The sequence below is a fragment of the Streptomyces sp. NPDC017993 genome, assembly GCF_044328065.1.
Lineage (GTDB): Bacteria > Actinomycetota > Actinomycetes > Streptomycetales > Streptomycetaceae > Streptomyces.
Genome location: NZ_JBIRGO010000001.1, coordinates 156097 through 175357, shown reverse-complemented (window position 1 = coordinate 175357; position 19261 = coordinate 156097). Strand labels below are relative to the sequence as shown.

24 protein-coding genes and 1 tRNA gene are annotated in these 19261 nt (G+C 68.4%); 19 read left to right on the top strand and 6 right to left on the bottom strand.

Annotated elements, in window-relative coordinates:
- Nucleotides 1-73 precede the first annotated feature (73 nt).
- Nucleotides 74-736, top strand: coding sequence for an SDR family oxidoreductase (locus ACH4FH_RS00845; protein ID WP_398553579.1), 663 nt, complete (start codon nucleotides 74-76; stop codon nucleotides 734-736).
- A 363-nt stretch (nucleotides 737-1099) separates the two neighbouring features.
- Here the strand turns inward: ACH4FH_RS00845 and ACH4FH_RS00840 are convergent, their stop codons facing one another.
- Nucleotides 1100-1669, bottom strand: coding sequence for a hypothetical protein (locus ACH4FH_RS00840; protein WP_398553578.1), 570 nt, complete (start codon nucleotides 1667-1669; stop codon nucleotides 1100-1102).
- 650 nt (nucleotides 1670-2319) lie between these two features.
- Here ACH4FH_RS00840 and ACH4FH_RS00835 point away from each other — a divergent pair.
- The 3 genes from ACH4FH_RS00835 (at nucleotide 2320) to ACH4FH_RS00825 (ending at nucleotide 4160) form a co-directional block, all read left to right on the top strand.
- Nucleotides 2320-2667, top strand: a complete 348-nt coding sequence (locus ACH4FH_RS00835) for a hypothetical protein (RefSeq protein WP_398553577.1) — start codon at nucleotides 2320-2322, stop codon at nucleotides 2665-2667.
- Nucleotides 2668-2669: 2 nt separating this feature from the next.
- A complete protein-coding gene (locus tag ACH4FH_RS00830) occupies nucleotides 2670-3143 on the top strand; it encodes a DUF6233 domain-containing protein (protein WP_398553576.1) in 474 nt (157 codons plus the stop codon).
- A gap of 186 nt (nucleotides 3144-3329) precedes the next feature.
- Nucleotides 3330-4160, top strand: coding sequence for a hypothetical protein (locus ACH4FH_RS00825; protein ID WP_398553575.1), 831 nt, complete (start codon nucleotides 3330-3332; stop codon nucleotides 4158-4160).
- A 23-nt stretch (nucleotides 4161-4183) separates the two neighbouring features.
- Here the strand turns inward: ACH4FH_RS00825 and ACH4FH_RS00820 are convergent, their stop codons facing one another.
- Nucleotides 4184-4753: an AAA family ATPase gene (locus ACH4FH_RS00820; protein WP_398553574.1), complete on the bottom strand. Its 570-nt coding sequence runs from the start codon at nucleotides 4751-4753 to the stop codon at nucleotides 4184-4186.
- Entirely contained in the window at nucleotides 4750-5508 is a 759-nt protein-coding gene (locus ACH4FH_RS00815; protein ID WP_398553573.1) for a GntR family transcriptional regulator, read from the bottom strand. Before ACH4FH_RS00815 ends, ACH4FH_RS00820 begins: the two co-directional genes overlap by 4 nt.
- 537 nt (nucleotides 5509-6045) lie before the next feature.
- On the opposite strand from ACH4FH_RS00815, the gene ACH4FH_RS00810 reads away from it, so the two are divergent.
- The 13 genes from ACH4FH_RS00810 (at nucleotide 6046) to ACH4FH_RS00750 (ending at nucleotide 15828) form a co-directional block, all read left to right on the top strand.
- Nucleotides 6046-6315, top strand: coding sequence for a DUF6284 family protein (locus ACH4FH_RS00810; protein ID WP_398553572.1), 270 nt, complete (start codon nucleotides 6046-6048; stop codon nucleotides 6313-6315).
- Nucleotides 6312-7442, top strand: coding sequence for a hypothetical protein (locus tag ACH4FH_RS00805; RefSeq protein ID WP_398553571.1), 1131 nt, complete (start codon nucleotides 6312-6314; stop codon nucleotides 7440-7442). Before ACH4FH_RS00810 ends, ACH4FH_RS00805 begins: the two co-directional genes overlap by 4 nt.
- A gap of 12 nt (nucleotides 7443-7454) precedes the next feature.
- Complete coding sequence (locus tag ACH4FH_RS00800; RefSeq protein ID WP_398553570.1) at nucleotides 7455-7655, top strand: hypothetical protein; 201 nt, start codon at nucleotides 7455-7457, stop codon at nucleotides 7653-7655.
- A 1-nt stretch (nucleotide 7656) separates the two neighbouring features.
- Complete coding sequence (locus ACH4FH_RS00795; RefSeq protein WP_398553569.1) at nucleotides 7657-8061, top strand: hypothetical protein; 405 nt, start codon at nucleotides 7657-7659, stop codon at nucleotides 8059-8061.
- Between the two features lie 31 nt (nucleotides 8062-8092).
- On the top strand, nucleotides 8093-8482 hold the full coding sequence (locus ACH4FH_RS00790; RefSeq protein ID WP_398553568.1) for a DUF6251 family protein: 390 nt from the start codon (nucleotides 8093-8095) through the stop codon (nucleotides 8480-8482).
- Nucleotides 8483-8556: 74 nt separating this feature from the next.
- Complete coding sequence (locus tag ACH4FH_RS00785; RefSeq protein ID WP_398553567.1) at nucleotides 8557-8730, top strand: DUF6257 family protein; 174 nt, start codon at nucleotides 8557-8559, stop codon at nucleotides 8728-8730.
- 114 nt (nucleotides 8731-8844) lie between these two features.
- The gene (locus ACH4FH_RS00780; protein ID WP_398553962.1) at nucleotides 8845-10995 is read left to right on the top strand and encodes an ATP-binding protein; all 2151 of its coding nucleotides are present in this window, start codon (nucleotides 8845-8847) and stop codon (nucleotides 10993-10995) included.
- 212 nt (nucleotides 10996-11207) lie between these two features.
- Nucleotides 11208-11336 (top strand): hypothetical protein, encoded by a 129-nt coding sequence (locus ACH4FH_RS00775; protein ID WP_398553566.1) that lies wholly within the window; start codon nucleotides 11208-11210, stop codon nucleotides 11334-11336.
- Nucleotides 11337-11489: 153 nt separating this feature from the next.
- Nucleotides 11490-12356, top strand: a complete 867-nt coding sequence (locus tag ACH4FH_RS00770; RefSeq protein ID WP_398553565.1) for a bifunctional DNA primase/polymerase — start codon at nucleotides 11490-11492, stop codon at nucleotides 12354-12356.
- A complete protein-coding gene (locus tag ACH4FH_RS00765) occupies nucleotides 12353-12682 on the top strand; it encodes a hypothetical protein (protein ID WP_398553564.1) in 330 nt (109 codons plus the stop codon). The genes ACH4FH_RS00770 and ACH4FH_RS00765 overlap by 4 nt, the downstream gene beginning before the upstream one ends.
- Nucleotides 12679-14076: a phage/plasmid primase, P4 family gene (locus ACH4FH_RS00760; protein ID WP_398553563.1), complete on the top strand. Its 1398-nt coding sequence runs from the start codon at nucleotides 12679-12681 to the stop codon at nucleotides 14074-14076. Before ACH4FH_RS00765 ends, ACH4FH_RS00760 begins: the two co-directional genes overlap by 4 nt.
- A 131-nt stretch (nucleotides 14077-14207) precedes the next feature.
- Entirely contained in the window at nucleotides 14208-14396 is a 189-nt protein-coding gene (locus ACH4FH_RS00755; protein ID WP_398553961.1) for a helix-turn-helix transcriptional regulator, read from the top strand.
- Nucleotides 14397-14460: 64 nt separating this feature from the next.
- Nucleotides 14461-15828 (top strand): tyrosine-type recombinase/integrase, encoded by a 1368-nt coding sequence (locus ACH4FH_RS00750; protein ID WP_398553562.1) that lies wholly within the window; start codon nucleotides 14461-14463, stop codon nucleotides 15826-15828.
- Between the two features lie 165 nt (nucleotides 15829-15993).
- Here the strand turns inward: ACH4FH_RS00750 and ACH4FH_RS00745 are convergent.
- Nucleotides 15994-16075 (bottom strand) — tRNA-Tyr (locus tag ACH4FH_RS00745).
- A gap of 188 nt (nucleotides 16076-16263) precedes the next feature.
- On the opposite strand from ACH4FH_RS00745, the gene ACH4FH_RS00740 reads away from it, so the two are divergent.
- Both ACH4FH_RS00740 and ACH4FH_RS00735 read left to right on the top strand, forming a co-directional pair.
- A complete protein-coding gene (locus tag ACH4FH_RS00740; RefSeq protein WP_393892728.1) occupies nucleotides 16264-16752 on the top strand; it encodes a YajQ family cyclic di-GMP-binding protein in 489 nt (162 codons plus the stop codon).
- Nucleotides 16753-16893: 141 nt separating this feature from the next.
- Complete coding sequence (locus ACH4FH_RS00735; RefSeq protein WP_398553561.1) at nucleotides 16894-17637, top strand: antibiotic biosynthesis monooxygenase; 744 nt, start codon at nucleotides 16894-16896, stop codon at nucleotides 17635-17637.
- A gap of 19 nt (nucleotides 17638-17656) precedes the next feature.
- On the opposite strand, the gene ACH4FH_RS00730 is transcribed toward ACH4FH_RS00735, so the two are convergent.
- Nucleotides 17657-18049 (bottom strand): YccF domain-containing protein, encoded by a 393-nt coding sequence (locus ACH4FH_RS00730; RefSeq protein ID WP_398553560.1) that lies wholly within the window; start codon nucleotides 18047-18049, stop codon nucleotides 17657-17659.
- 136 nt (nucleotides 18050-18185) lie between these two features.
- A complete protein-coding gene (gene htpX, locus ACH4FH_RS00725; protein ID WP_398553559.1) occupies nucleotides 18186-19046 on the bottom strand; it encodes a zinc metalloprotease HtpX in 861 nt (286 codons plus the stop codon).
- Between the last annotated feature and the right edge of the window lie 215 nt (nucleotides 19047-19261).

Here is a 19261-nt window from a genome sequence, read left to right as displayed (position 1 = left end):
GGCCGCTGACAGCCCGTGAGCCGCGCCGCCCGGTCCTTCGGCGTGCGGCCGACTTCGGCGTACGGTCGGCACCATGCGCATTGTCATCGCAGGTGGACATGGTCAGATCGCGCTTCGGCTGGAGCGGTTGCTCGCCGGGCGCGGGGATGAGGTCGCGGGCATGATCCGCCGTCCGGAGCAGGCCGGGGACTTGCTGGCCGCGGGCGCGGAGCCGGTGGTCTGCGATCTGGAGTCGGCATCGGTGGAGGAAGTCTCACGACACCTCCAGGACGCGGACGCGGCCGTCTTCGCGGCGGGCGCGGGGCCGGGCAGCGGCATCGAGCGGAAGGAGTCCGTGGACCGCGGCGCCGCCTCCCTCTTCGCCGACGCGGCCGAGGCCGTGGGCGTACGGCGCTTCCTCGTGGTGTCGTCCATGGGCGCGGACCGTGAGCCGCCGGAGGGCACCGACCCGGTCTTCGCGGCGTATCTGCGGGCGAAGGGCGCAGCGGACGCGGACGTACGGGCCCGCGCCGGTCTCGACTGGACCATCCTGCGGCCGGGCCGCCTGACCGACGACCCCGGCACCGGCCTGGTGACCCTGGCCGACGCGACCGGCCGCGGCGCGGTGACGCGGGACGACGTCGCGGCCACCCTCGCGGAGCTGCTCGCCGAGCCGGGCATGATCGGCCGGACGCTGGAACTGATCAACGGCGATGTCCCGATCACCCAGGCGGTTCGCGCGGTGGCCGCGCACTGACTCCGGGGCCGGGTCGGGGGCGGCCGCCGAGCCCATACGAAAGGGGCCCCTGGACCGTATTTCTACGATCCAGGGGCCCCTTCACACCTGTGGCGGCGCCAGGATTCGAACCTGGGAAGGCGAAGCCGGCAGATTTACAGGCCACTCAGAACAGCCCTTTTGACCTGGCCTTCTTTGCTAGCAACGCCCTCGTGCCCCACACGGGCCCCACAAGCGCCCCGTTCCGCCTTGTTTGGCCTGCGGTTCAGCTGCCGAGGGCCCTAGTGCCCATCAGGCAATGATCGCCCTGTTGGCTACCTGGCTGAACCGTTCATCGGAGGCGTGCTTGTTCCACCAGATGATTCAGCGGCGGACCTCTGGCAGCTACCTGACCAAGTCTGGCCAGCCGACGGCAATCATCGTGGCACCGAGCGTCAAAAGCGCCGCGCTGACGGGGGGAGCAACGCCCGTGACGAGGGAGCCAGCGAGCAGGAGCGCTCCCACCAGAACAGTGACCGCTCCACGCATTCGCGGAGTGAGATCACCCGCGGTCATTCCGCCACGACCCAGTTCTTGCATCTGCTGCTGAATCCGATCGATCTCCTCCCCTTTGTGTTCGGCAATGTACTCGACGGCATCCTTCATCCGGTCCCAAAACTCGCGCTCACCGATGTCGAGTCGATCGATATTTCGGCTGACCGCGTCGGACGCCAACAGGGGGTACTCGCGCGTCAGGAAGTCACGCTTTCCAGCGATGCTGCGGAGTACCTCAATCATCGCCTCCCCGAGACCAATTAGCGACGCCTGCCGGTCACGGTCGTCCTCATAGTCGATGTAATGGACTTCTTCCTGCTTCTGAGTGCTCCAGATTTCATCCAACTGAAGAAGACGTAGGCCCTCATTCGCGATTTGGGACGCTTCTCGCTGAGCCGCTACCGGCACACGCTGAGTCACAGGTACCTCCGTCCTCCGACTTGCCCTTCAGGGCGACCGTAAGTCATGCCAGGCAGCCCGGCTTGCGGAATCAGCCGAACGGGTAACCAGGGATACAGACAGGGCAAACGTTGCCTGATGCGGTACTAGGAAGTGGATCACTTCAGCGCTAACGACGGCGCCGATCAGCCCGCTTACTTATGAGCAAGAGAACGACGGTAACGACGGCCAGACCTACGATGATCGCTGCGATCTGAAAATTGATCACGGCCATCACGATCACCAGCCCCAGCGCCAGAAGACAGCCAAGCACCATCTTTGGCCGTACCCGGCGAACTCGGCGCCTGTCCCGCCAGGGCTCTTCCTCGTGATAGGCCATTGGAGACCTCCAGGGTTGCCTTCTCACCAGGCTGCCCCACGGCGAGGCTCTACGCACGCCAGCGGCCCGCCCGCGGCCCGGCGGGTTCGCGGGAGACTTCCCAGGTCTGAATATGGGCACGGCTGCGCTCGACCCCTGCCCGCCCAGCAATCTTCCGCGGGACCTGACGCAGCATGTCTGCCTGGGCCTGGTGAACAGCGCGTGGAGCGGTTCGTTGTCAAGAATGGGTGAATCCGGTGCGGCGCGCTTGGCCATACTCAGGAATCGAACGAGTGAGCGTATTCTCTGGAGTGTGGCTGACACCTTCGACTTCCCCCAAGATCTGCTGGACGCACAGCTGGAGCTGCACCAGGTCCAGGCCGAGCTGCACGCCTTGTACGCGCGACTGCCCTGGTCGGTCGAGCCAATGACGGGCCATGGCGAGGACTTCTGGCTCCCGCGATTGCGCGAGGACTCACCCGGCCACACGGACGAGGAAAAGAACCAGGTCGCAGAGCTGCGCGCCCGGCAGCTTGACCTGACGGTCACGGTGTCGTGCCACGACTACTGGGCCTCGTGTCCCGGCGACGTCGTCAAGGCGCGATCTGCCCTCAAGCGCGCCCACGAGCCTGAGGACGAATCGGAAGGCACTGCGGTATAGCCATGGAGTGGCCCCGCGATCAGGAGACCAACACCCGCCCGCGGGCTGAAGTCTCCCTGCCCGACGGCCAGCGACTGAGGGCTGCTGTCACTCGCCGGCGTCGTGACCGCGCCGGCGTGTGGTGGTACGACCTGGAGGTCGAGATACCCGACCGCGACGACGATCGGCGCCACGGCCCCACCCTTACTACGCGCGTGATCGCCTTCAGCGCCCCGCACCCCGTCGTCCAGCCCCTTCCGAGCGAGGACTACAGCAGCCTCAACCCGCCGCCTGCGCACCTGCGTCGGCGCTGGCGGATCTACGACGCCCCCCGCACCAGCCCGTCTGACTACTACATCCACCGCGACGACTGCGCACAATGCCTCGGCGACCGGCTCCTGAGCGACGCCGAAGCTCTACAGGCCCTCGCCGACCACGAGACCACGGCTCCCTGCCCCGTCTGCCGCCCCGATACCGTCCTGAGCCATCTGCGCTGACGGACACAAGTCGCCCTGGAGCGTCTTGCCTCCAGTACGTCGGGGGAAGCCCCAAGGGAGAACAGGGAAGCGCTCTGACCGCTGCCTCTGCCCTGCTCAGGTTCAACTGTGCGTGCACGACTGCCCCCGGACTGTCGTAGGCATCGGGTAGCTTCCACATAGGGCCTAATTCGGGGAGGGGCAGTGATGGAGCAGGCCGCACCGGGGGAGTCGAACGTTCCACCTCGCACCTACGGCGAGATCATCAACGACGCGTGGTCGACGAAAGAGGAAGCGCAACACGCTAAAGCGGATTCCTTGCTGGGCCACATGGCAGCTCTGCTGGCTCAACGCGGAGACACTGCCCATGTTCAGCTGCTTCTTATGGTCCGGAGTGCGGTGATCGAGTATGACGACCAGTCGCAGACGGATGACTTGTGGTTGGAGGTCGATCCGCAGAACGATTCGGCCTTCACGCCGGAGGCCAAGAGGCTGCTGACCTCAGTCTTCAAACAGGTAGCTGAACGGCTCAACTACGGGGTGGACTGGCTCGGCTTCCGCGAGACGCTGCCCAACGTCGGTCCTGATTGGCGCGAGCGTCTACAAGAAATGATGAGTGCAGACAGGCCGACGAACATGGCCCGGCGGACCATGCCGGAAAAGCCGCAGTGGACGTTGGACGGGCTTGCTTTCACTAACTTTGGTGAACGCCGTGTCTATCAGGCATTAAAACACTTGCAGGAGAAGGAACTAGCCTCCGAGGAAACGATCTCGATCTTCCCCCTCCCGAACGGTCGGGTTCTCGGACACACCTGGGAGCCAGACGTGATTGTCACGTATCGAGGGCGGGCCGGAGTCTTGGAGATTGACGGGCCCAACCATCGGGCCCGGCGGGCGATGGACACGTCTCGGGATCACCTGCTGCGTGATGCGGGTATTGCCTATGTCGATCGGATTCCGGTTGAGGTTATAGACAACCCGCAAGAACTGCTGACGGTGCTGAAGAGGTTTCTCAGGCGCTTGCGAGAATGCCCCTAGACGCCACACTGCTCCAGTTCCCATCACCCAGCCCCCTTAGAGCTCCGCTGGTCGAAGGGAGGAGCGTTCATAGCCGCAATGACGGCCGTCGTGTCCCCCTCGTACAAGAGGTGCGGTTCATCGGCCTGAGGAGGGATGAACCGGGTGCGGTACCGCTGGAGGTCGCTCTCCGAGAAGTAGATGGAGTTGGGATCGTTCGCGTGAAAATCGTTGCGCTTGCTGATCCTCTCCCAAAGCTCGTCGTGGCTGGCCGCGAGGTAGACGAGCACAGAGGTGGCGCCGGCGTCGGTGGCGATGGCTTGCCATCTGGCCCGATCATCCGGGGTCCAAAAGCCGTGGTCGACGACGACATCGCGCCCTGCCTTGAGTTGCTCTCTAAGCTCAATGGCCACGTCGTCGAGGACCGGCCGCTCGAGGGTGGGAAAGGTGCCGCGGGGGAAGTCCACGCCGTAGACACCATGCCGGCGGTACATCTCTTCATCCGGGCACAGTCGCGCGAACCCGCGCGCGGTGAGAGCGCGCGAAAGAGTGGTCTTGCCAGAGCCAGGCAGTCCGGCCATCAGGACGCAGAACGGCGGGTGGGGGGCCGTCACGCGGAGACCTCCGATTCTGTGCGCCAGGTGCGGCTGGGGCCGCCGAGGTCCACGCCGTATTCCACGATGTTGCCCTCGCTGTCGACGAACTTCGCAGTCATCACGACGACTGGTTCCGCCGGCGGGTTGGAAGGATCAAGTTCCAGGAGCCGTGCGTCCTCCGGCGTAAGCAGGCGGGCTGAAGCAGTGTCGATTCGGTGGCTGATCGGGTGACCGGTCGCCTGGGCAATGAGCTGGAGCGACGTCCCCCCCGTCAGGCGTTCACTCGTCGCTAGCTGGGGGATTAGCTTGCCGTACCGAGCAGGAATCCAAGACGTGCTGTGGGCCACGATGCCGTGCCGGTCCCTGTAGACCCGGCTGCGGCGGACCACATCCGAACCTGGCTCGATGTCCAGTGCTTGAGCCACGCCGGCGGGCGCAGGAACGACGGCCGCCTGATGCGAATCCGACCTTTCGCCATTCCCCCAGCTCGATCCGGTACGGCGCCCGCGGTCTTGGCGCTGGGATCCCGAAGACATTGAGGCCGGCCGATCCAAGACCTCAGTCCCGATGCCATGAATGCCCCGCACAAGGCCGTCGTTGCGCAGCTTGCGCAGGGCTTTCTCAGCCGTCGCTGTGCTCACCTTCCACTCTTCCGCGAGGTTCTTGATGCTCGGCAAGAGTGACCCCGGCTGGAGCTGACCAGACGAAATCAGCTCCGCGTAGTGGGCGGCAATCTTCGCGTACGGCGCCCGATTGTCGGCCTGGCCTGCCATATCGCTTGCTCCTTCTCGTGACATCCCTGAGGTTCCCTAGCTTACCGCTTGACACCGCAGGGAACCCTAGGGAACCTTAGGGATGTGCCTGCGAGTCGGTCTGATCGACCAGCGGGCGCCGGACCTCGACGTGCCTGGCTTCACATCCGGCTTGGTCGTGGTCAAGGAGCCCGGGACAGAGCGGGCCAGGACGAGCACCACAGCACGCCCGAGGAACAACAGGGGAAGTTGCCCATACGGTCATCCGGACCTGAAAACGGGAGGTCAAAGCAGGGATCTCTAGGCCCTGGACCTACGCAGATGGGGGTCACATCCCGGACGCCGGCGAACCGCCCCAAAGGCGGGAGAGGGGCCTCAAGGCTCGGCAGCTCTAGAAAGCGACACCGCCTTGCAAGGGCATGCAGGTGGGCCAGTGTCGCCGGGCCTTCGCCACCCGACCCAAGGGCGTCGAGTACCACAACCACCCGACGGCGCGGCCCCGGTGCTGAAGACACCGGGGCCGCTTCGGGCCGTCTCACTGCGAAGGGACACAACCCAATGAGTCACATCGTCACTGTTCAGGACGCCGTTACCGCCTTCGCCCCGTGGCTGGAGCCGACGGATGCGGAACTGGACGCGATCGACGCAGAGATGCCGGCCATCTCGGCGGAAGTCGAGCTGCTGGACGCACAGATCATGACCCTCGACCGGACGCCGAACGACCTGGACACGCAGCGCATCCGCCGGGCCTGCCGACGGGTGCTCGCCGCCCGCCGCGAGCTGACCAACCTGTCCGCCCCGACCGCCATGCCGGAGGTCGGGGCATGAGCAGCAACTACCGCGAAGAGCGCCGAGCCGACCAGGCCGCCGACGCCGAGCAGCGTCGCATCGATGCCGCAGCCGCCGAAGAGCGTCGCGCAGAACGGCAGCGGGCCAACGACGAGCGCGCCGCCCGACTTCGGGAGCAGGCTCGTACCGACAAGGCCGCCAACCGGGCCGCGCGGAAGGCCCGCCGGCAGGAGCGCGCCGACCGGCGCCGGGAGGCCCTGACACCGGAGCGCATCTACCGCAACGGCACGCTCGGCCTGGTCGCCGCATCCGGGCTGGCGTCCCTGCCCGCACAGATCGTGCACTTCGTCGGCATCCACCCGATGCTGCTGCCCGTCCCGCTGGGGTTGGAAGGCGCAGCGTGGGTCATGTCGGCCGGTGTCGCTTACGCCGATGCCCGGCAGGCCCCCGCGTGGGTGCGCTGGATGCTGCGTGCCCTGGTCGCCGCGTGCGCCGCGTTCGCCGCGTCCATCAACTACGGCTACGGCCTGTCTCTTGCGGGGCATGGTCTGTCGGCCTCCGACGCTGCGGCCGCCGGTGCCGGTCTGGCGGCCGTCACCGTCCTGGGGCCGGTCGTGTTCGAGATTCGACAGTGGGTCTCGACCCTGGCCGGCCGCGACGAGGAGGCCCGCGCGCAGCGCAAGCACGCCGCCCGGCGACGCCGCGATCACCGCAAGGTGCTGCGCGTTGCCAACCGTCTGGTCTCCGCCGCCCCGTTCGGCACGCTCCCCGCCGAGGACGCGTGGGGCCGTGCGTGGGCCATCGTCCACGGGCCGACGAAGCCCGGCATGACGCCGAAGTACGAGCAGCGCGCGGTGTCCTCGGACCTCCGTCTGCAAGAGGCCCGCACACCGGCCCCTGAGGTGGTGGCGCGCAGCGTCCGCGCCCGCCTCGGACGCCACCTGTACGCGTTTCCCGCGACGACCGCGAACGCCGCGCAGAAGCCTGCAAAGCCGCAGCTCACGATCCAAGTGCCCCCCAGTTCGAAGAAGGCGCCGAAGGCCCCGCGCAAGCGACCCATTCCACCCCGCCGGCGCAAGGGCGACAGCCCCCGCTTCCACTCCGCCGCGAAGGTCGCGGCAGCCGACACTGCCCGCCGCACGCCGAGCGTCACCGCGTCGGTCTGAGAGGAGATGGCCATGTTCAACGCAGGCGATGAAGTTCAGATCATCTCGTGCGAAGACGACCCCCGCGCGGCTGGCAGGACCGGCTGGATCGTCGACGAAGTTCCGCCCGGTCCGCTCACCGGCGGCCGGTGGGGCGTGCGCGGGGTCGGGCTGCTGATCGGCCAAGTCCTGTGCCACGCCCACGAGATCCGCAAGACCGGCAGGAAGGGCTGACATGACCAGCATCCGCGCACACCGCCTCGCCATCGTGGCGCTCGACGCCATCATCGCGCTCGCAGTCCTGGGCGCCCTGGTCGGCACCTCACTGCTCATGTACCGCGGCGGCGCCGGCATCTTTCCCGGCGGCAACGAAGGGCGCGTGGTGTTCGCCGCCCTGACCGCCGCAGTCGCCGCCCACGGCCTCTGGGCGACGCTCGACAACCTGGTCGACGCCGACCGGGAGAACTGGCTCGACGTCATCCAGGAGCAGCTCGTCGAGGCCGCGCAGACCGTCATGCGGGAGTACAACGCGGCAGCGGCGCAGGGCGCACCCGAGGCCGATGAGCTGATGGCCGCAAGCCTCCGGGCGCAGGCCAAGGCGCTGAAGGCCGGCGCCGACTACGAAGACCTTCGCCCCTGACTCCGTGCCCTGCCGATCCGAGGAGGCCCGCGTGTCCACGCCCCGCCGCTACCAGTTCGACAACCAACTCCCCGCCCTCCACACACCGCAGCCGCTCGTACACCGACCCGAGCCGCTGATTACCCCGGCAGCTGCCGATCAGGCGGTGACCGTCGTTCAGCACATCCACCACGCGCCGCCGGACCGGACGGTGCAGCGCGTCGCCCTCGGTGCCGGGATGGGAGGTGGGGCGGTGGCGGCAGGTGTGTACTTCGGCCCGCTTCTGGTCGGCTCCCTGACCGCCATCGCCGCCAACCTGGGGGTCCTCGCGTTCATCGCCGCTGTCGGCACGTGGGGCGTGGTGACGGTCGTGAGGTCGGTCGGTGGTGCGGACGGTAAGGCCGCTGCCGCGAACGTCGCCAAGGCCCGTAAGCGCCGCTGACGGCTGCCCGTCGCGCCCGACCTGGTGTCGGGCGCGGTGGGGAGCTGGACAGTCCGGCTCCGGATCGGAGCGTCATGGCCCAGGACCCGCCGCTGACCGCCGCCGAGACGGCCAAGGTCGCCTGCCTCACTGCCCGCATGTGTAAGCGCTCCCTCGCGGGCGAGAACGTCCACCTCGCTGACCTGGAACGCAAGGTCGACCGCATCCTCGACGCCGCCGCCAAGCGCGCCGAGAACAACCCTCGCTGACTTCGCCCCGGGGCGGCCGTACCCGGCCAAGGAATCCGGCCGCCCCGGGCCCTGCACCGATTCACGGAAACAGGAGTGACCAGCATGACTGACGCCATCCCTGAACAGTCCGACATGGGCACCGTGCACCACCTCGACGACCACCGGCCCACCTCCGGTGCGCCCGTCCGTCTGGTGAAAGAGACCACCACCGGCGAGCCGCTGGAAGGCATTGTCATCCCCGCCCCGACGGCGGCACCGGAAGCGCCCCGGGCCTCGACCTGGGTGCGGACCGCCCGCACGGTGCGGACGGTGGCCACCCATGAACGGACTCGCACCGGTGCGCGTGCGGCGGCCCGGCACAGCATGTTCGTGGCGGCCGGTGCCCGCATCATGACCCGTCGCGCCTGGGACGGGCGCACCGCATCCCGCTACGAGCGCATGATGCGCACCGCCGAAGCCGCAGGCGACCACGCAGGCGCCATGGAGTGGGAAGTCCGGGGAGCCGCCTACAAAGCCGCCCGCCACCAGCGCCGCATGGAACTGCTGAGCGCCCCGCAGCGCGTCGCCAAAGGCGCTCTGGTCGGTGCGGCTGTTACCGAAGGGAGCCTGCTCGCGCTCGGCCTGGTGATGGCCCTCTCCGAAGACGACGCCTCCTGGATTCTCGCCCCGACCATGGCGATCGTTGAGCTGATCCGCTGGTGCGTCGTCATCGTCACCATCGTGTGGGGCCCGCTGGTGACCGTCGGCCCGTGGCTGGCGCTGCTGGCCCTGTGGGCGGTCGGACGGCGCCGCAACGACATCCCCGTCTGGGCCATGCCTGATGGCCAGCGCACCTCCGACGAGGGCGCACCCATCACACCCTCCATCGTGGTCACCGCGATGCGGGACCTGGGCATCTCCGCGATGCGCAAGGCCATCACCGCCATGGAGGACGCGGGCGCCGGCATGCTCGGCCCCATCCGCATCGCCGGATGCGGCGTCGAAGTCGACGTCCTACTGCCCTCCGGCGTGTCCACCGAGGAAGTCCAGCAGCGCCGACGCAAGCTCGCCGAGAACCTCGGCCGGCACGAGCACGAAGTGTTCATCAGCATTCCGGAGGCCGCGCGCACGGTCCGGCTGTGGATCGCCGACTCCGGCGCGCTGGACGAGCCGATCGGCCCGTCCCCGCTGGTCACCGACCCCGACATGCGCGCCGACTACAAGGCGGGCCGTGCTCCTTGGGGCTGCGACCTGCGCGGCGACGCCGCCGTGATCAGCCTCTTTCAGCGGCACATGCTCATCACGGGCCTGTCCAACCAGGGCAAGACCGCCTCCCTGCGGGCGCTGGCACTGTGGCTGGCGCTGGATCCCTCCGTGGAGTTCCGGATCGGAGACCTGAAGGGGATCGGGGACTGGCGGATGTTCCACGGCATCGCCACCTTGCTGATCGAGGGCCCGACCGACGAGCACGTCATCGACGTCACCGAGATGCTGGAGGAAGGCGTCGCCGAGATGGAGCGGCGCATGATGGCCCCGGCCGGCACGCACTTCGACCCGCTGATCCTGCTGGTGGACGAAGCGCAGCTCGCGTTCATGTGCCCCGCCAAGGGCGAGGACGGACGCCCCTACGGCGGCACCAAGGCCACCAGCCGGTACTTCCAGGCGGCCCGCAAAATCCACAACCAGGGCCGCGCTGTGGACGTGCTGCTGTGGCAGGGAACGCAGGACCCCACCGACCAGAACCTCCCCAAACTCGTCCGGGAAGGCGCCCACACCCGCGCCAGCCTGGTCCTGGGCACCGAGTCGCAGGCCCGCATGGCACTTGGAGACAAGGCCATCGACGGCGGCGCCGCCCCGCACAAGCTGCGCCAGGGCCGCGACAAGGGCACCGTCGTCGTTGCCGGCGACGGCGTCAAACTCGCCCCGGGCCAGGCATCCATCACGATCCGCACGCACTACATCGACGACGACCAGGCCGCCGAACTCGCCGACCGGGCCAAAGCTCGCCGCTCCGGCGTCACCACCCTGTCCGCCGTCGAGAACGCCGAGCAGATCGATGCGCTCGCCGACATCGCCCACGTCCTCGGCAAGGACGAGCGGGTGCGCACCCAAGAGGTTCTGCAGCGGCTCGCCGAACTGCGGCCCGGTCACTACCGCGGCTGGACGTTCAGCGACCTGAAGGAAGTGCTGGAGCCGTTCGGGGCCGCCCCGCACAAGTCCGGCGTGATGGTCGTCGACCGCCGCAAGGTCCTCGACGCCCTCGCCGCACGGGACGCAAACACCCCCGAAAGTCACGCTGAGTGAAGGGAGGGAGTCAGGGAGGCAGGGAGAACTCCCTAACCGCCTCCCTGAGCCCACCTCCCTGACCTGATCAGCGATAACGCCCCGCCAGGGAGGCAGGGAGGCCACCCCAAAAACACCCAGGTCAGGCCCCAAAAGAGCCTGCCCACGGGCCCGCACGCTCCCTCCCAGACACGGAGCGTCACGAAACCCAGCACATCACCACAAGGAGAGCCGTGTACGAGGACGACGACTTCATCGACTGCGAGCTGTGCGCGATCGAGAACGACGGCTACGCCTATCCGCACTGCTGCGACTGCTGGGCCGACGGCTCCAGCGAACGCCCCGACTGCACCTGCGCCTAGCCATGGCTAGGGCGGCCCGCATCTCGCCAAAGTTCCGGGCCGCCCTGGTCTCCCCGCTCATTCCACAGAAGAGGAGACGTCCAGCATGACTCAAACCACCGACATGAGGCGAGCCTCCGGCTCTCCGCGACTGCTCGCGCTGGAGGTGGCGGCATGACCGACCACCTGCGAATTGCCCTGCACCTGGGCGCCGCCGGTGTGCCCGCCCTGCCGCTGAGCCGAGGCAAACGGCCCTTCGCCAACTGCCCGGCCTGCGAGAAGAGCCGTTGCGGTGACCGCCCGCACATGAAGGCTGAGGGGCCCTGCCAGTGCCCGAGGCCGTGCCACGGCTGGGCAGCCGCCACCCCCGATCACGCCACTCTCACCTCACCCGCATGGGTAGCTGCGTGGCGGGAGGCGACGGCGGTCGCCTACCACCCCGGCGGCGCCGGGCTCACCGTCGTCGACCTGGACGACGCCGACGCCGTCGCCTGGGCGCGCCAGACCCTGCCGCCCACCCGGACGGTGCGCACGACGCGGGGGGAGCACTGGATCTACTTCCGCACGATGCGGTCCGCGAACAGGGTGCGGCCCGGTGTGGACATCAAATCGCGCATGTCGTACACCCGTTGGCTGGGCCCGGGTACCGGCACCATGACGGAGCTGCCGGCCGCCGTCCGTGCTCTCGTCGAGACAGAAGAGACCACCCCGCGCGAGGTGGTGGTCTCTTCGCTCTCCATGCGGGTCACCGTTGACCGCACCGGCTCCACCGGGTGCCGTCACACCGAGCGGTACGTGCTCTCCGGCCTCATGCGCGGACTCGAAAAGATCCGAGCCCGCACCAAGACCGGCGCCGGCTCCCAGGCATACGGCGTCGCCAGCTTCCTGGCCGCCCAGCACGCCGACTGTCCCGGGCCGTGCGGCCTCGACGCTCTCGGCGAGCGGATCGTCGCCGCAGCCGTCTCCGTCGGCGTCCCCGAGCCCTACGCCCAACGAGCCGTCACCAACGGCCTCAACACCGGCGCCAGGAGGGCATCGTGACCCCCGACCGCACCAGCTCCGCCGAACCGGCCCGCACCACATCCAGCAGTGGTGCGCCGAAGGTCGTCGCCCGTCAGGGCGCCCTTTCAGCTCTTCGCCCTGACCCGAACCACGCCACCCAGGGCAGCCCGGAGCGGGTGTTCTACGGGCTGCACATCGTTGCCGAGCCCAAGTGGCGCATCTCCGTGACTGCGGCCTGCCCGTGCGGCTACCGGCGCCAGGTCAGGGGCCGTGCCGCCGTCGTGCCGACGGTCGAGCACTACACCGAGCACAAGAAGACCTGCCCCCACCACACCGGCATCGCCGAGAGGAGGCACGCCGCATGACCGCCGAAGAACTGCCCGCCCCCTCCAACCCCATGGCCGTCGCCCGCCGACTCCTGCCTGACTGGCAGGGCGAGCTCGGACACCTGCTGTGCCGCCGCTGGCGCGCGTCCTGGATGCGGTGGACCGGAACCTGCTGGCGGGAGCTGGACGAGCAGCAGATGCGTGCCCACCTGTACAAGCGGCTGGAGCACGCCACGTACACCACCCCCGGCAAGGACGAGCCGGAGGTTCACGAGTGGGCGCCGACGAAGCCGAAGATCAGCAACCTCCTGGACGCCCTGGGCGCCATCACCCTGCTGCCCACAGAGGTGGACGCCCCGACCTGGACCGACAGGAGCGACCGCGCCCAGGACACCAGCACCATCGTGGCGTGCCAAAACGGGCTGCTGCGCATCCGGGACCGTGAGCTGCTGCCGCACACCCCCGGCTTCTTCAACCTGGTCTCCGTCCCCTTCGCCTACGACCCCGACGCCACGGCGCCCACCTGGGAACGCTTCCTCGCGCAGGTCTGGCCCAACGACCCCGATGCCGTCCAGGCGCTCCAGGAGTGGTTCGGCTACGTCCTGTCCGGCCGCACCGACCAGCAGAAGATCCTGCTCCTTGTCGGCCCATCCCGTTCCGGCAAGGGAACCATCGCCCGCGTGATGAAAGAGCTGGTCGGGCGGGAGAACCTGGCCGGCCCCACCCTCGCCGGACTCGGCACGAACTTCGGCCTGTCCACCCTGATCGGCAAGCCCCTCGCCGTCATCTCCGACGCCCGCCTGTCGGGCAACGACAGCAGCCAGGTCGTGGAACGGCTGCTGACCATCTCCGGCGAAGACACCATCGACGTCGACCGCAAGTACCGCGCACCGTGGACGGGCAAGCTCCCTTCCCGGCTCATGATCCTCACCAACGAACTGCCGCACTTCGGCGACTCCTCCGGGGTCATCGCCAAGCGGTTCGTGGTGCTCAACACGCGGGTCTCGTGGCTGGGCAAGGAAGATCCCACGCTCACCGACCGCCTCACAGCGGAGATGCCCGGCATCCTCAACTGGGCTCTGGAAGGACTCACCCGCCTTCAGCGCAACGGCCGGATCACTGAACCGGTCTCCAGCCGCGACGCGGTCACCACCATGCAGGACACCGCCTCTCCCACCAGCGCATTCATCCGCGAACGCTGCACCACCGGCCCGACATGCAGCGTCCCTGTGGACGCCCTGTGGGGCATCTGGCGGGAGTGGGCCGAGGACAACGGCGTCCGCGCCGGCACCAAGCAGATCTTCGGCCGCAACCTGCTCTCCGCCGTGCCCCAGCTCAACCGCACTCGCCCCCGCGACGCCTACGGCCAGCAGGTCGCCACCTACAACGGCATCGCCCTCAACCAACGCCAACCACATTGGCCTGAGTCGTGACTCATCGCGACTCAACACCCCACCAAGCCGCCTTGAGTCGCGATGAGTCACGACTCAACGCAATGTCACTCCAACTCAACAGAGCCCGAAGCGTGTCACCGCCCGGAGCGTTCGTCGAAGGAGACAGCAACGTGCCCAGCCCGGAGAAGCTCAAGCTCTCTGAAGTCCTCGTAGAGATTCGGATGAGTCGCGCCGCCTTCTACCGCATGCGCGCCCGCGGCAAGGCACCCAGGCTCAGCAAGCTCCCCAACGGCCACCTCCGCGTCAGCCGGGCTGACCTTGATGCCTGGTGGGCGACCTGCGAACAGTCAGCCGCCTGATTCCTTCCGTCGTTTCCCCCGGGGCCCGGCCTACGCCGGGCCCCTTTCCTTGGAAAGGCCCCGCATGGGCAAGACGTACGACGTTCGCATCTGGGCTGTCCGGCAACGGAAGGACCGCAACCAGGCGTCAGCCGAACTGCGCTGGAAGACCGGCGCCACCCCGCACTCTCAGACCTTCCGAACCAAGACCCTCGCCGACGGCCGCCGCTCCGAGTTGATGCGCGCGCTACACGAGGGAGAGCCCTTCGATGAGGCAACTGGCCTCCCCCTGAGGGAACTACGCCAGCGCAACGACGTGAGCTGGTACCAGCACGCCCGCGACTACATCGCGATGAAGTGGCCGCACTCCCCCGGCTCCACCCGAAGGACACTCGCCGAAGCCATGGCGACGGTCACGCCCGCATTGGTCAAGGACACCAAGGGCATGCCTGACGCGGGAGCCGTGCGCACTGCCCTGTACAGCTGGGCATTCAACATGAAACGGCACAGCGAGGAGATGCCGCCCGAGGTGGCGAGAGTCCTCGACTGGTTCGAGCGGAAGTCCTTGCCCACCTCGGCACTGGCCGACCGAATGCACGTGCGGGCCGCGCTCAACGCCCTCACCAAGAAGTTGGACGGCACCACAGCCGCAGCAGGGACTATCCGCCGGAAGAGGGCGATCTTCCACAACGCCCTCGGCTACGCAGTCGACGCTGAACGCCTAGCGGGCAATCCCCTGCCTCAAGTGCAGTGGAAAGCGCCTGAACAGGTCGAAGAGGAACTGGATCTCGCCTGCGTGCCGGACCCCCTTCAGGCCGCTGCGCTGCTCGATGCCGTGAGGACGCAGAGCCCCCGCGGCCGGCGCCTGGTGGCGTTCTTCGGGTGCATGTACTTCGCAGCAGCACGGCCGGCCGAAGTGATTGGACTACGGGCGGGGGACTGCGACCTACCGCGCCGCGGCTGGGGAACGCTACTCCTCCGAGAGACCCGCCCACGTTCGGGTACCGCCTGGACGGACAGCGGAGAATCACACGACCGACGCGGCCTCAAGCACCGCCCCAGGAAAGCGGTCCGCGTGGTCCCCATTCCGCCCGACCTGGTCGCCCTGCTGCGCTGGCACGTCACGGCCTACGGGGTGGCACCCGACGGCCGGCTGTTCCGCACAGACCGCGGGGGGCTCATCCAGGACACCGGTTACGGGGAAGTCTGGGCAGAGGCACGACGACGAGCCCTCCCGCCCGCCCAGTACGCATCTCTACTGGCCAAGCGGCCCTATGACCTTCGCCACGCGGCCGTCTCAACGTGGCTCAGCTCCGGTGTGGAGCCTCAGCTCGTGGCCAAGCGCGCCGGCCACAGCGTGACCGTGCTCTTCCGGGTCTACGCGAAATGCCTCGACGGTGAGGCAGCCACAGCGAACGCCCGGATCGAGGCCGCCTTGAAGGGCGGGAGGTAGGCCCGCCCGGAACCTGCCCCACGCGTGCCCCACACATGCTGGTCAGCACGCGAAACAGGGTGAGACAGAGTGGGGCATACCGCCCATTGAGGGGTTTTCGGCACCGGAAATACAGAAGAGGCCCGCGACCAGCATTTACGCTGGTCACGGGCCCCTTCACACCTGTGGCGGCGCCAGGATTCGAACCTGGGAAGGCGAAGCCGGCAGATTTACAGTCTGCTCCCTTTGGCCGCTCGGGCACACCGCCAGGGTTTGCTGCCGGGAGATCCGCCGTGGGCGGCGCTCTGTGGCAACGACGTAAACCATACCTGATGGCCGGGGGTGGTTCGCCACTCGATTCCGCAGCGCCGGATCACCGGTGGGTGGCTAGGCTGGCGGGGCGGTCCGGCATGGGCCGTACCCCTGACGGATCTACGTACGAGGAGCCAACTCAACATGGCCGACTCCAGTTTCGACATCGTCTCGAAGGTCGAGCGGCAGGAGGTCGACAACGCCCTCAACCAGGCCGCCAAGGAGATCTCGCAGCGCTACGACTTCAAGGGCGTGGGTGCGTCGATCGAGTGGTCGGGCGAGAAGATCGAGATGAAGGCCAACGCCGAAGAGCGGGTGAAGGCCGTGCTCGACATCTTCCAGTCCAAGCTGATCAAGCGCGGGATCTCGCTGAAGGCGCTGGACGCCGGCGAGCCGCAGGCCTCGGGCAAGGAGTACCGGATCTCCGCCTCGATCGAGGAGGGGATCTCGCAGGACAACGCGAAGAAGGTCGCCAAGATCATCCGCGACGAGGGCCCCAAGGGCGTGAAGGCGCAGGTGCAGGGCGATGAGCTGCGGGTCAGCTCGAAGAGCCGGGACGACCTGCAGTCGGTGCAGCAGCTGCTCAAGGGCAAGGACCTGGATTTCGCGATCCAGTTCGTGAACTACCGGTAGGTGCCGGCGGGCCGGCGGCTGGGAATGCCGCCGGTGGGCCCGGGGCGGGTGGGGCGGCGTGCCAGGGGCGCGCCGCCCCACCGGCGTTGCGGGGGGGGCGGGGGTTGACCTCACGTTCGGTTGAGGTTGGAGGGTGCTGCCATGACATCAACGACATCGCAGAATTCACCGCATGGGGTGTACTCCGGCTCCGGCGACGCCTTTCGCACGGACGTGTTCCCCGAGATCCGCCGGCCGGACAGCGGCTTGGTGCTGATCAGCGAGTGGGACGCGGAAAGCCCCGAGGGGCAGCGGGCGGTCCAGGACGGTGTGGCGCGTGCCTGGGAGGAGACGCCGCTGCCGGCGGGATTCCTGTCGCGGGTGCTGTTCGCCGGGACCGATGGACGCAGTGTCCTCGATTACGCGCAGTGGACGACCGACGCGGCGCACCGGGAGTTCGTCAGGCGCGAGGAGGCCGGGCTGCGTGAGCGGGTCGCGGCGGCCCTGGACGGTGTCGGGGGTGACGGCGAAGCGGGGTACGGCCGCTTTCGGCTGTACCGCAGCCTGCTGCCGGAGGGGGTGGCGCCCGCGCCGGGGTGCGTCGTGCGCGTCGCCTTCCGGACGGCGGGGGAAGGGGCGGCCCGGCAGCTCGTCGACGGGCTGATGGACATGTTCGACGGCTGGCAGAGCGGCACGGGCGGCATCGCCTCGCACTTCCACCTCTCCGAGGACGGCACCCGGGTCGTCAACTACAGCGAGTGGACGGACGCGGAGTCGCACGAGCGGGTGGCCGTCGCGAAGCTGGGGAGCGGCGGGCCGGTGATGCGACTGCTCGCGAGCCTCCCGGGCGTCGAACCGCTCGGCTTCCGGCGGTATACGGCGCCCCGGGGGCTCGTACGGGGCTGACCTGCCCGGAGGCCGCCGGTCAGCGGGCGGTGAAGGCCCGGTCGGTGGGGACGATGTCGCGGCCCAGCGGCAGCAGGGAGATGGGGATCATCTTGAAGTTGGCGATGCCGAAGGGGATGCCGATGATCGTCACGCACAGGGCCAGGCCGGTGACGATGTGGCCCAGGGCCAGCCACCAGCCGGCGAAGACGATCCAGATGACGTTGGCGATCGCCGAGCCGGCGCCGGCGTCGTGTCGTTCGACGGTCGTCCGGCCGAAGGGCCACAGGGCGTAGCCGGCGATCCGGAAGGACGCGATGCCGAAGGGGATCGTGATGATCAGGATGCAGCAGATGAGACCCGCGACGACGTAGCCGATCGCCAGCCACAGGCCGCTCAGGATCAGCCAGAGGATGTTGAGGAGGAACTTCATGATCGTCAGCCTTCCACGGGCACGGCGAAGAATGTGTCTGAGGTGACAGACGCCGGGAGTGCCCTGCGACGTTGCACCGGTCGCGCGGGTCCGGTGCACCGGGTGCGGGGGCGCGGTGGACGGCGGCTGCCGGGCGTCATGGGCGGTGGCCCGCCATCTGTTCGAGGCGGGCGATGCGTTCGCTCATCGGGGGGTGGGTGGAGAAGAGCTTCGACATGCCCTCCGCGCGGAACGGGTTGGCGATCATCATGTGGCTGGCCGTCTCGATGCGCGGCTCGGGCGGCAGCGGGAGCTGCTTGGTGCCGGCCTCCAGCTTGCGCAGGGCGGAGGCGAGGGCCAGCGGATCGCCGGTGAGCTGGGCCCCCGAGGCATCCGCCGCGTACTCGCGGGAGCGGCTGACGGCGAGCTGGATCAGGGAGGCCGCCACCGGCCCGAGGATCATGATCAGCAGCATGCCCAGGAGGCCGGGTCCCTCGTCGTCGTCGGAGCGGCCTATCGGGATCAGCCAGGCGAAGTTGACGAGGAACATCACGACGGAGGCGAGGGCGCCGGCGACGGACGAGATGAGGATGTCGCGGTTGTAGACATGGCTCAGCTCATGGCCGATGACGCCGCGCAACTCACGTTCGTCCAGCAGTTGAAGGATCCCGTCGGTGCAGCAGACCGCGGCGTTGCGGGGGTTGCGGCCGGTGGCGAAGGCGTTCGGCGCCTGGGTCGGGGAGATGTACAGCCGCGGCATGGGCTGACGGGCGGCCGTCGAGAGTTCGCGGACCATGCGGTAGAGCCGGGGAGCCTCGAACTCGCTGACGGGGCGGGCGCGCATGGCTCTGAGGGCGAGTTTGTCGCTGTTCCAGTACGCATAGGCGTTGGTGCCGAGGGCGACGACGACGGCGATGATGAGGCCCGTACGGCCGAAGAGGCTGCCGATGACGATGATGAGGGCGGACAGTCCCCCGAGGAGTACGGCAGTCCTGAGCCCGTTGTGCCGGCGGTGCACGGTACGCCCTCCAAGCGGTGCGGCAGGGGAACCCTTGCTTCGAACTCCACTCTCCAGTGGACCCTTACTCACCGGTCAACGCCAGATGAGGAGGGCTGGTTCCCTTGTGCACGCGGGACGGGGCCAGGTGGGGGCACCGGGGCGCGTCGCGGGGCGCGGCGGGGCGTACCGCCGTACGGGTGAGCGACGGTTCCTTCGCGGCCCCGGGGCGGGCG

Bases quoted from the DNA above. Each gene is read 5' to 3' on its own strand.
- ACH4FH_RS00845 (WP_398553579.1), top strand. From the start codon at position 74: ATGCGCATTGTCATCGCAGGTGGACATGGTCAGATCGCGCTTCGGCTG.
- ACH4FH_RS00830 (WP_398553576.1), top strand. From the start codon at position 2,670: ATGGAGTGGCCCCGCGATCAGGAGACCAACACCCGCCCGCGGGCTGAA.
- ACH4FH_RS00825 (WP_398553575.1), top strand. From the start codon at position 3,330: ATGGAGCAGGCCGCACCGGGGGAGTCGAACGTTCCACCTCGCACCTAC.
- ACH4FH_RS00815 (WP_398553573.1), bottom strand. From the start codon at position 5,508: ATGGCAGGCCAGGCCGACAATCGGGCGCCGTACGCGAAGATTGCCGCC.
- ACH4FH_RS00810 (WP_398553572.1), top strand. From the start codon at position 6,046: ATGAGTCACATCGTCACTGTTCAGGACGCCGTTACCGCCTTCGCCCCG.
- ACH4FH_RS00805 (WP_398553571.1), top strand. From the start codon at position 6,312: ATGAGCAGCAACTACCGCGAAGAGCGCCGAGCCGACCAGGCCGCCGAC.
- ACH4FH_RS00800 (WP_398553570.1), top strand. From the start codon at position 7,455: ATGTTCAACGCAGGCGATGAAGTTCAGATCATCTCGTGCGAAGACGAC.
- ACH4FH_RS00795 (WP_398553569.1), top strand. From the start codon at position 7,657: ATGACCAGCATCCGCGCACACCGCCTCGCCATCGTGGCGCTCGACGCC.
- ACH4FH_RS00785 (WP_398553567.1), top strand. From the start codon at position 8,557: ATGGCCCAGGACCCGCCGCTGACCGCCGCCGAGACGGCCAAGGTCGCC.
- ACH4FH_RS00780 (WP_398553962.1), top strand. From the start codon at position 8,845: ATGGGCACCGTGCACCACCTCGACGACCACCGGCCCACCTCCGGTGCG.
- ACH4FH_RS00770 (WP_398553565.1), top strand. From the start codon at position 11,490: ATGACCGACCACCTGCGAATTGCCCTGCACCTGGGCGCCGCCGGTGTG.
- ACH4FH_RS00760 (WP_398553563.1), top strand. From the start codon at position 12,679: ATGACCGCCGAAGAACTGCCCGCCCCCTCCAACCCCATGGCCGTCGCC.
- ACH4FH_RS00750 (WP_398553562.1), top strand. From the start codon at position 14,461: ATGGGCAAGACGTACGACGTTCGCATCTGGGCTGTCCGGCAACGGAAG.
- ACH4FH_RS00740 (WP_393892728.1), top strand. From the start codon at position 16,264: ATGGCCGACTCCAGTTTCGACATCGTCTCGAAGGTCGAGCGGCAGGAG.
- ACH4FH_RS00735 (WP_398553561.1), top strand. From the start codon at position 16,894: ATGACATCAACGACATCGCAGAATTCACCGCATGGGGTGTACTCCGGC.
- ACH4FH_RS00730 (WP_398553560.1), bottom strand. From the start codon at position 18,049: ATGAAGTTCCTCCTCAACATCCTCTGGCTGATCCTGAGCGGCCTGTGG.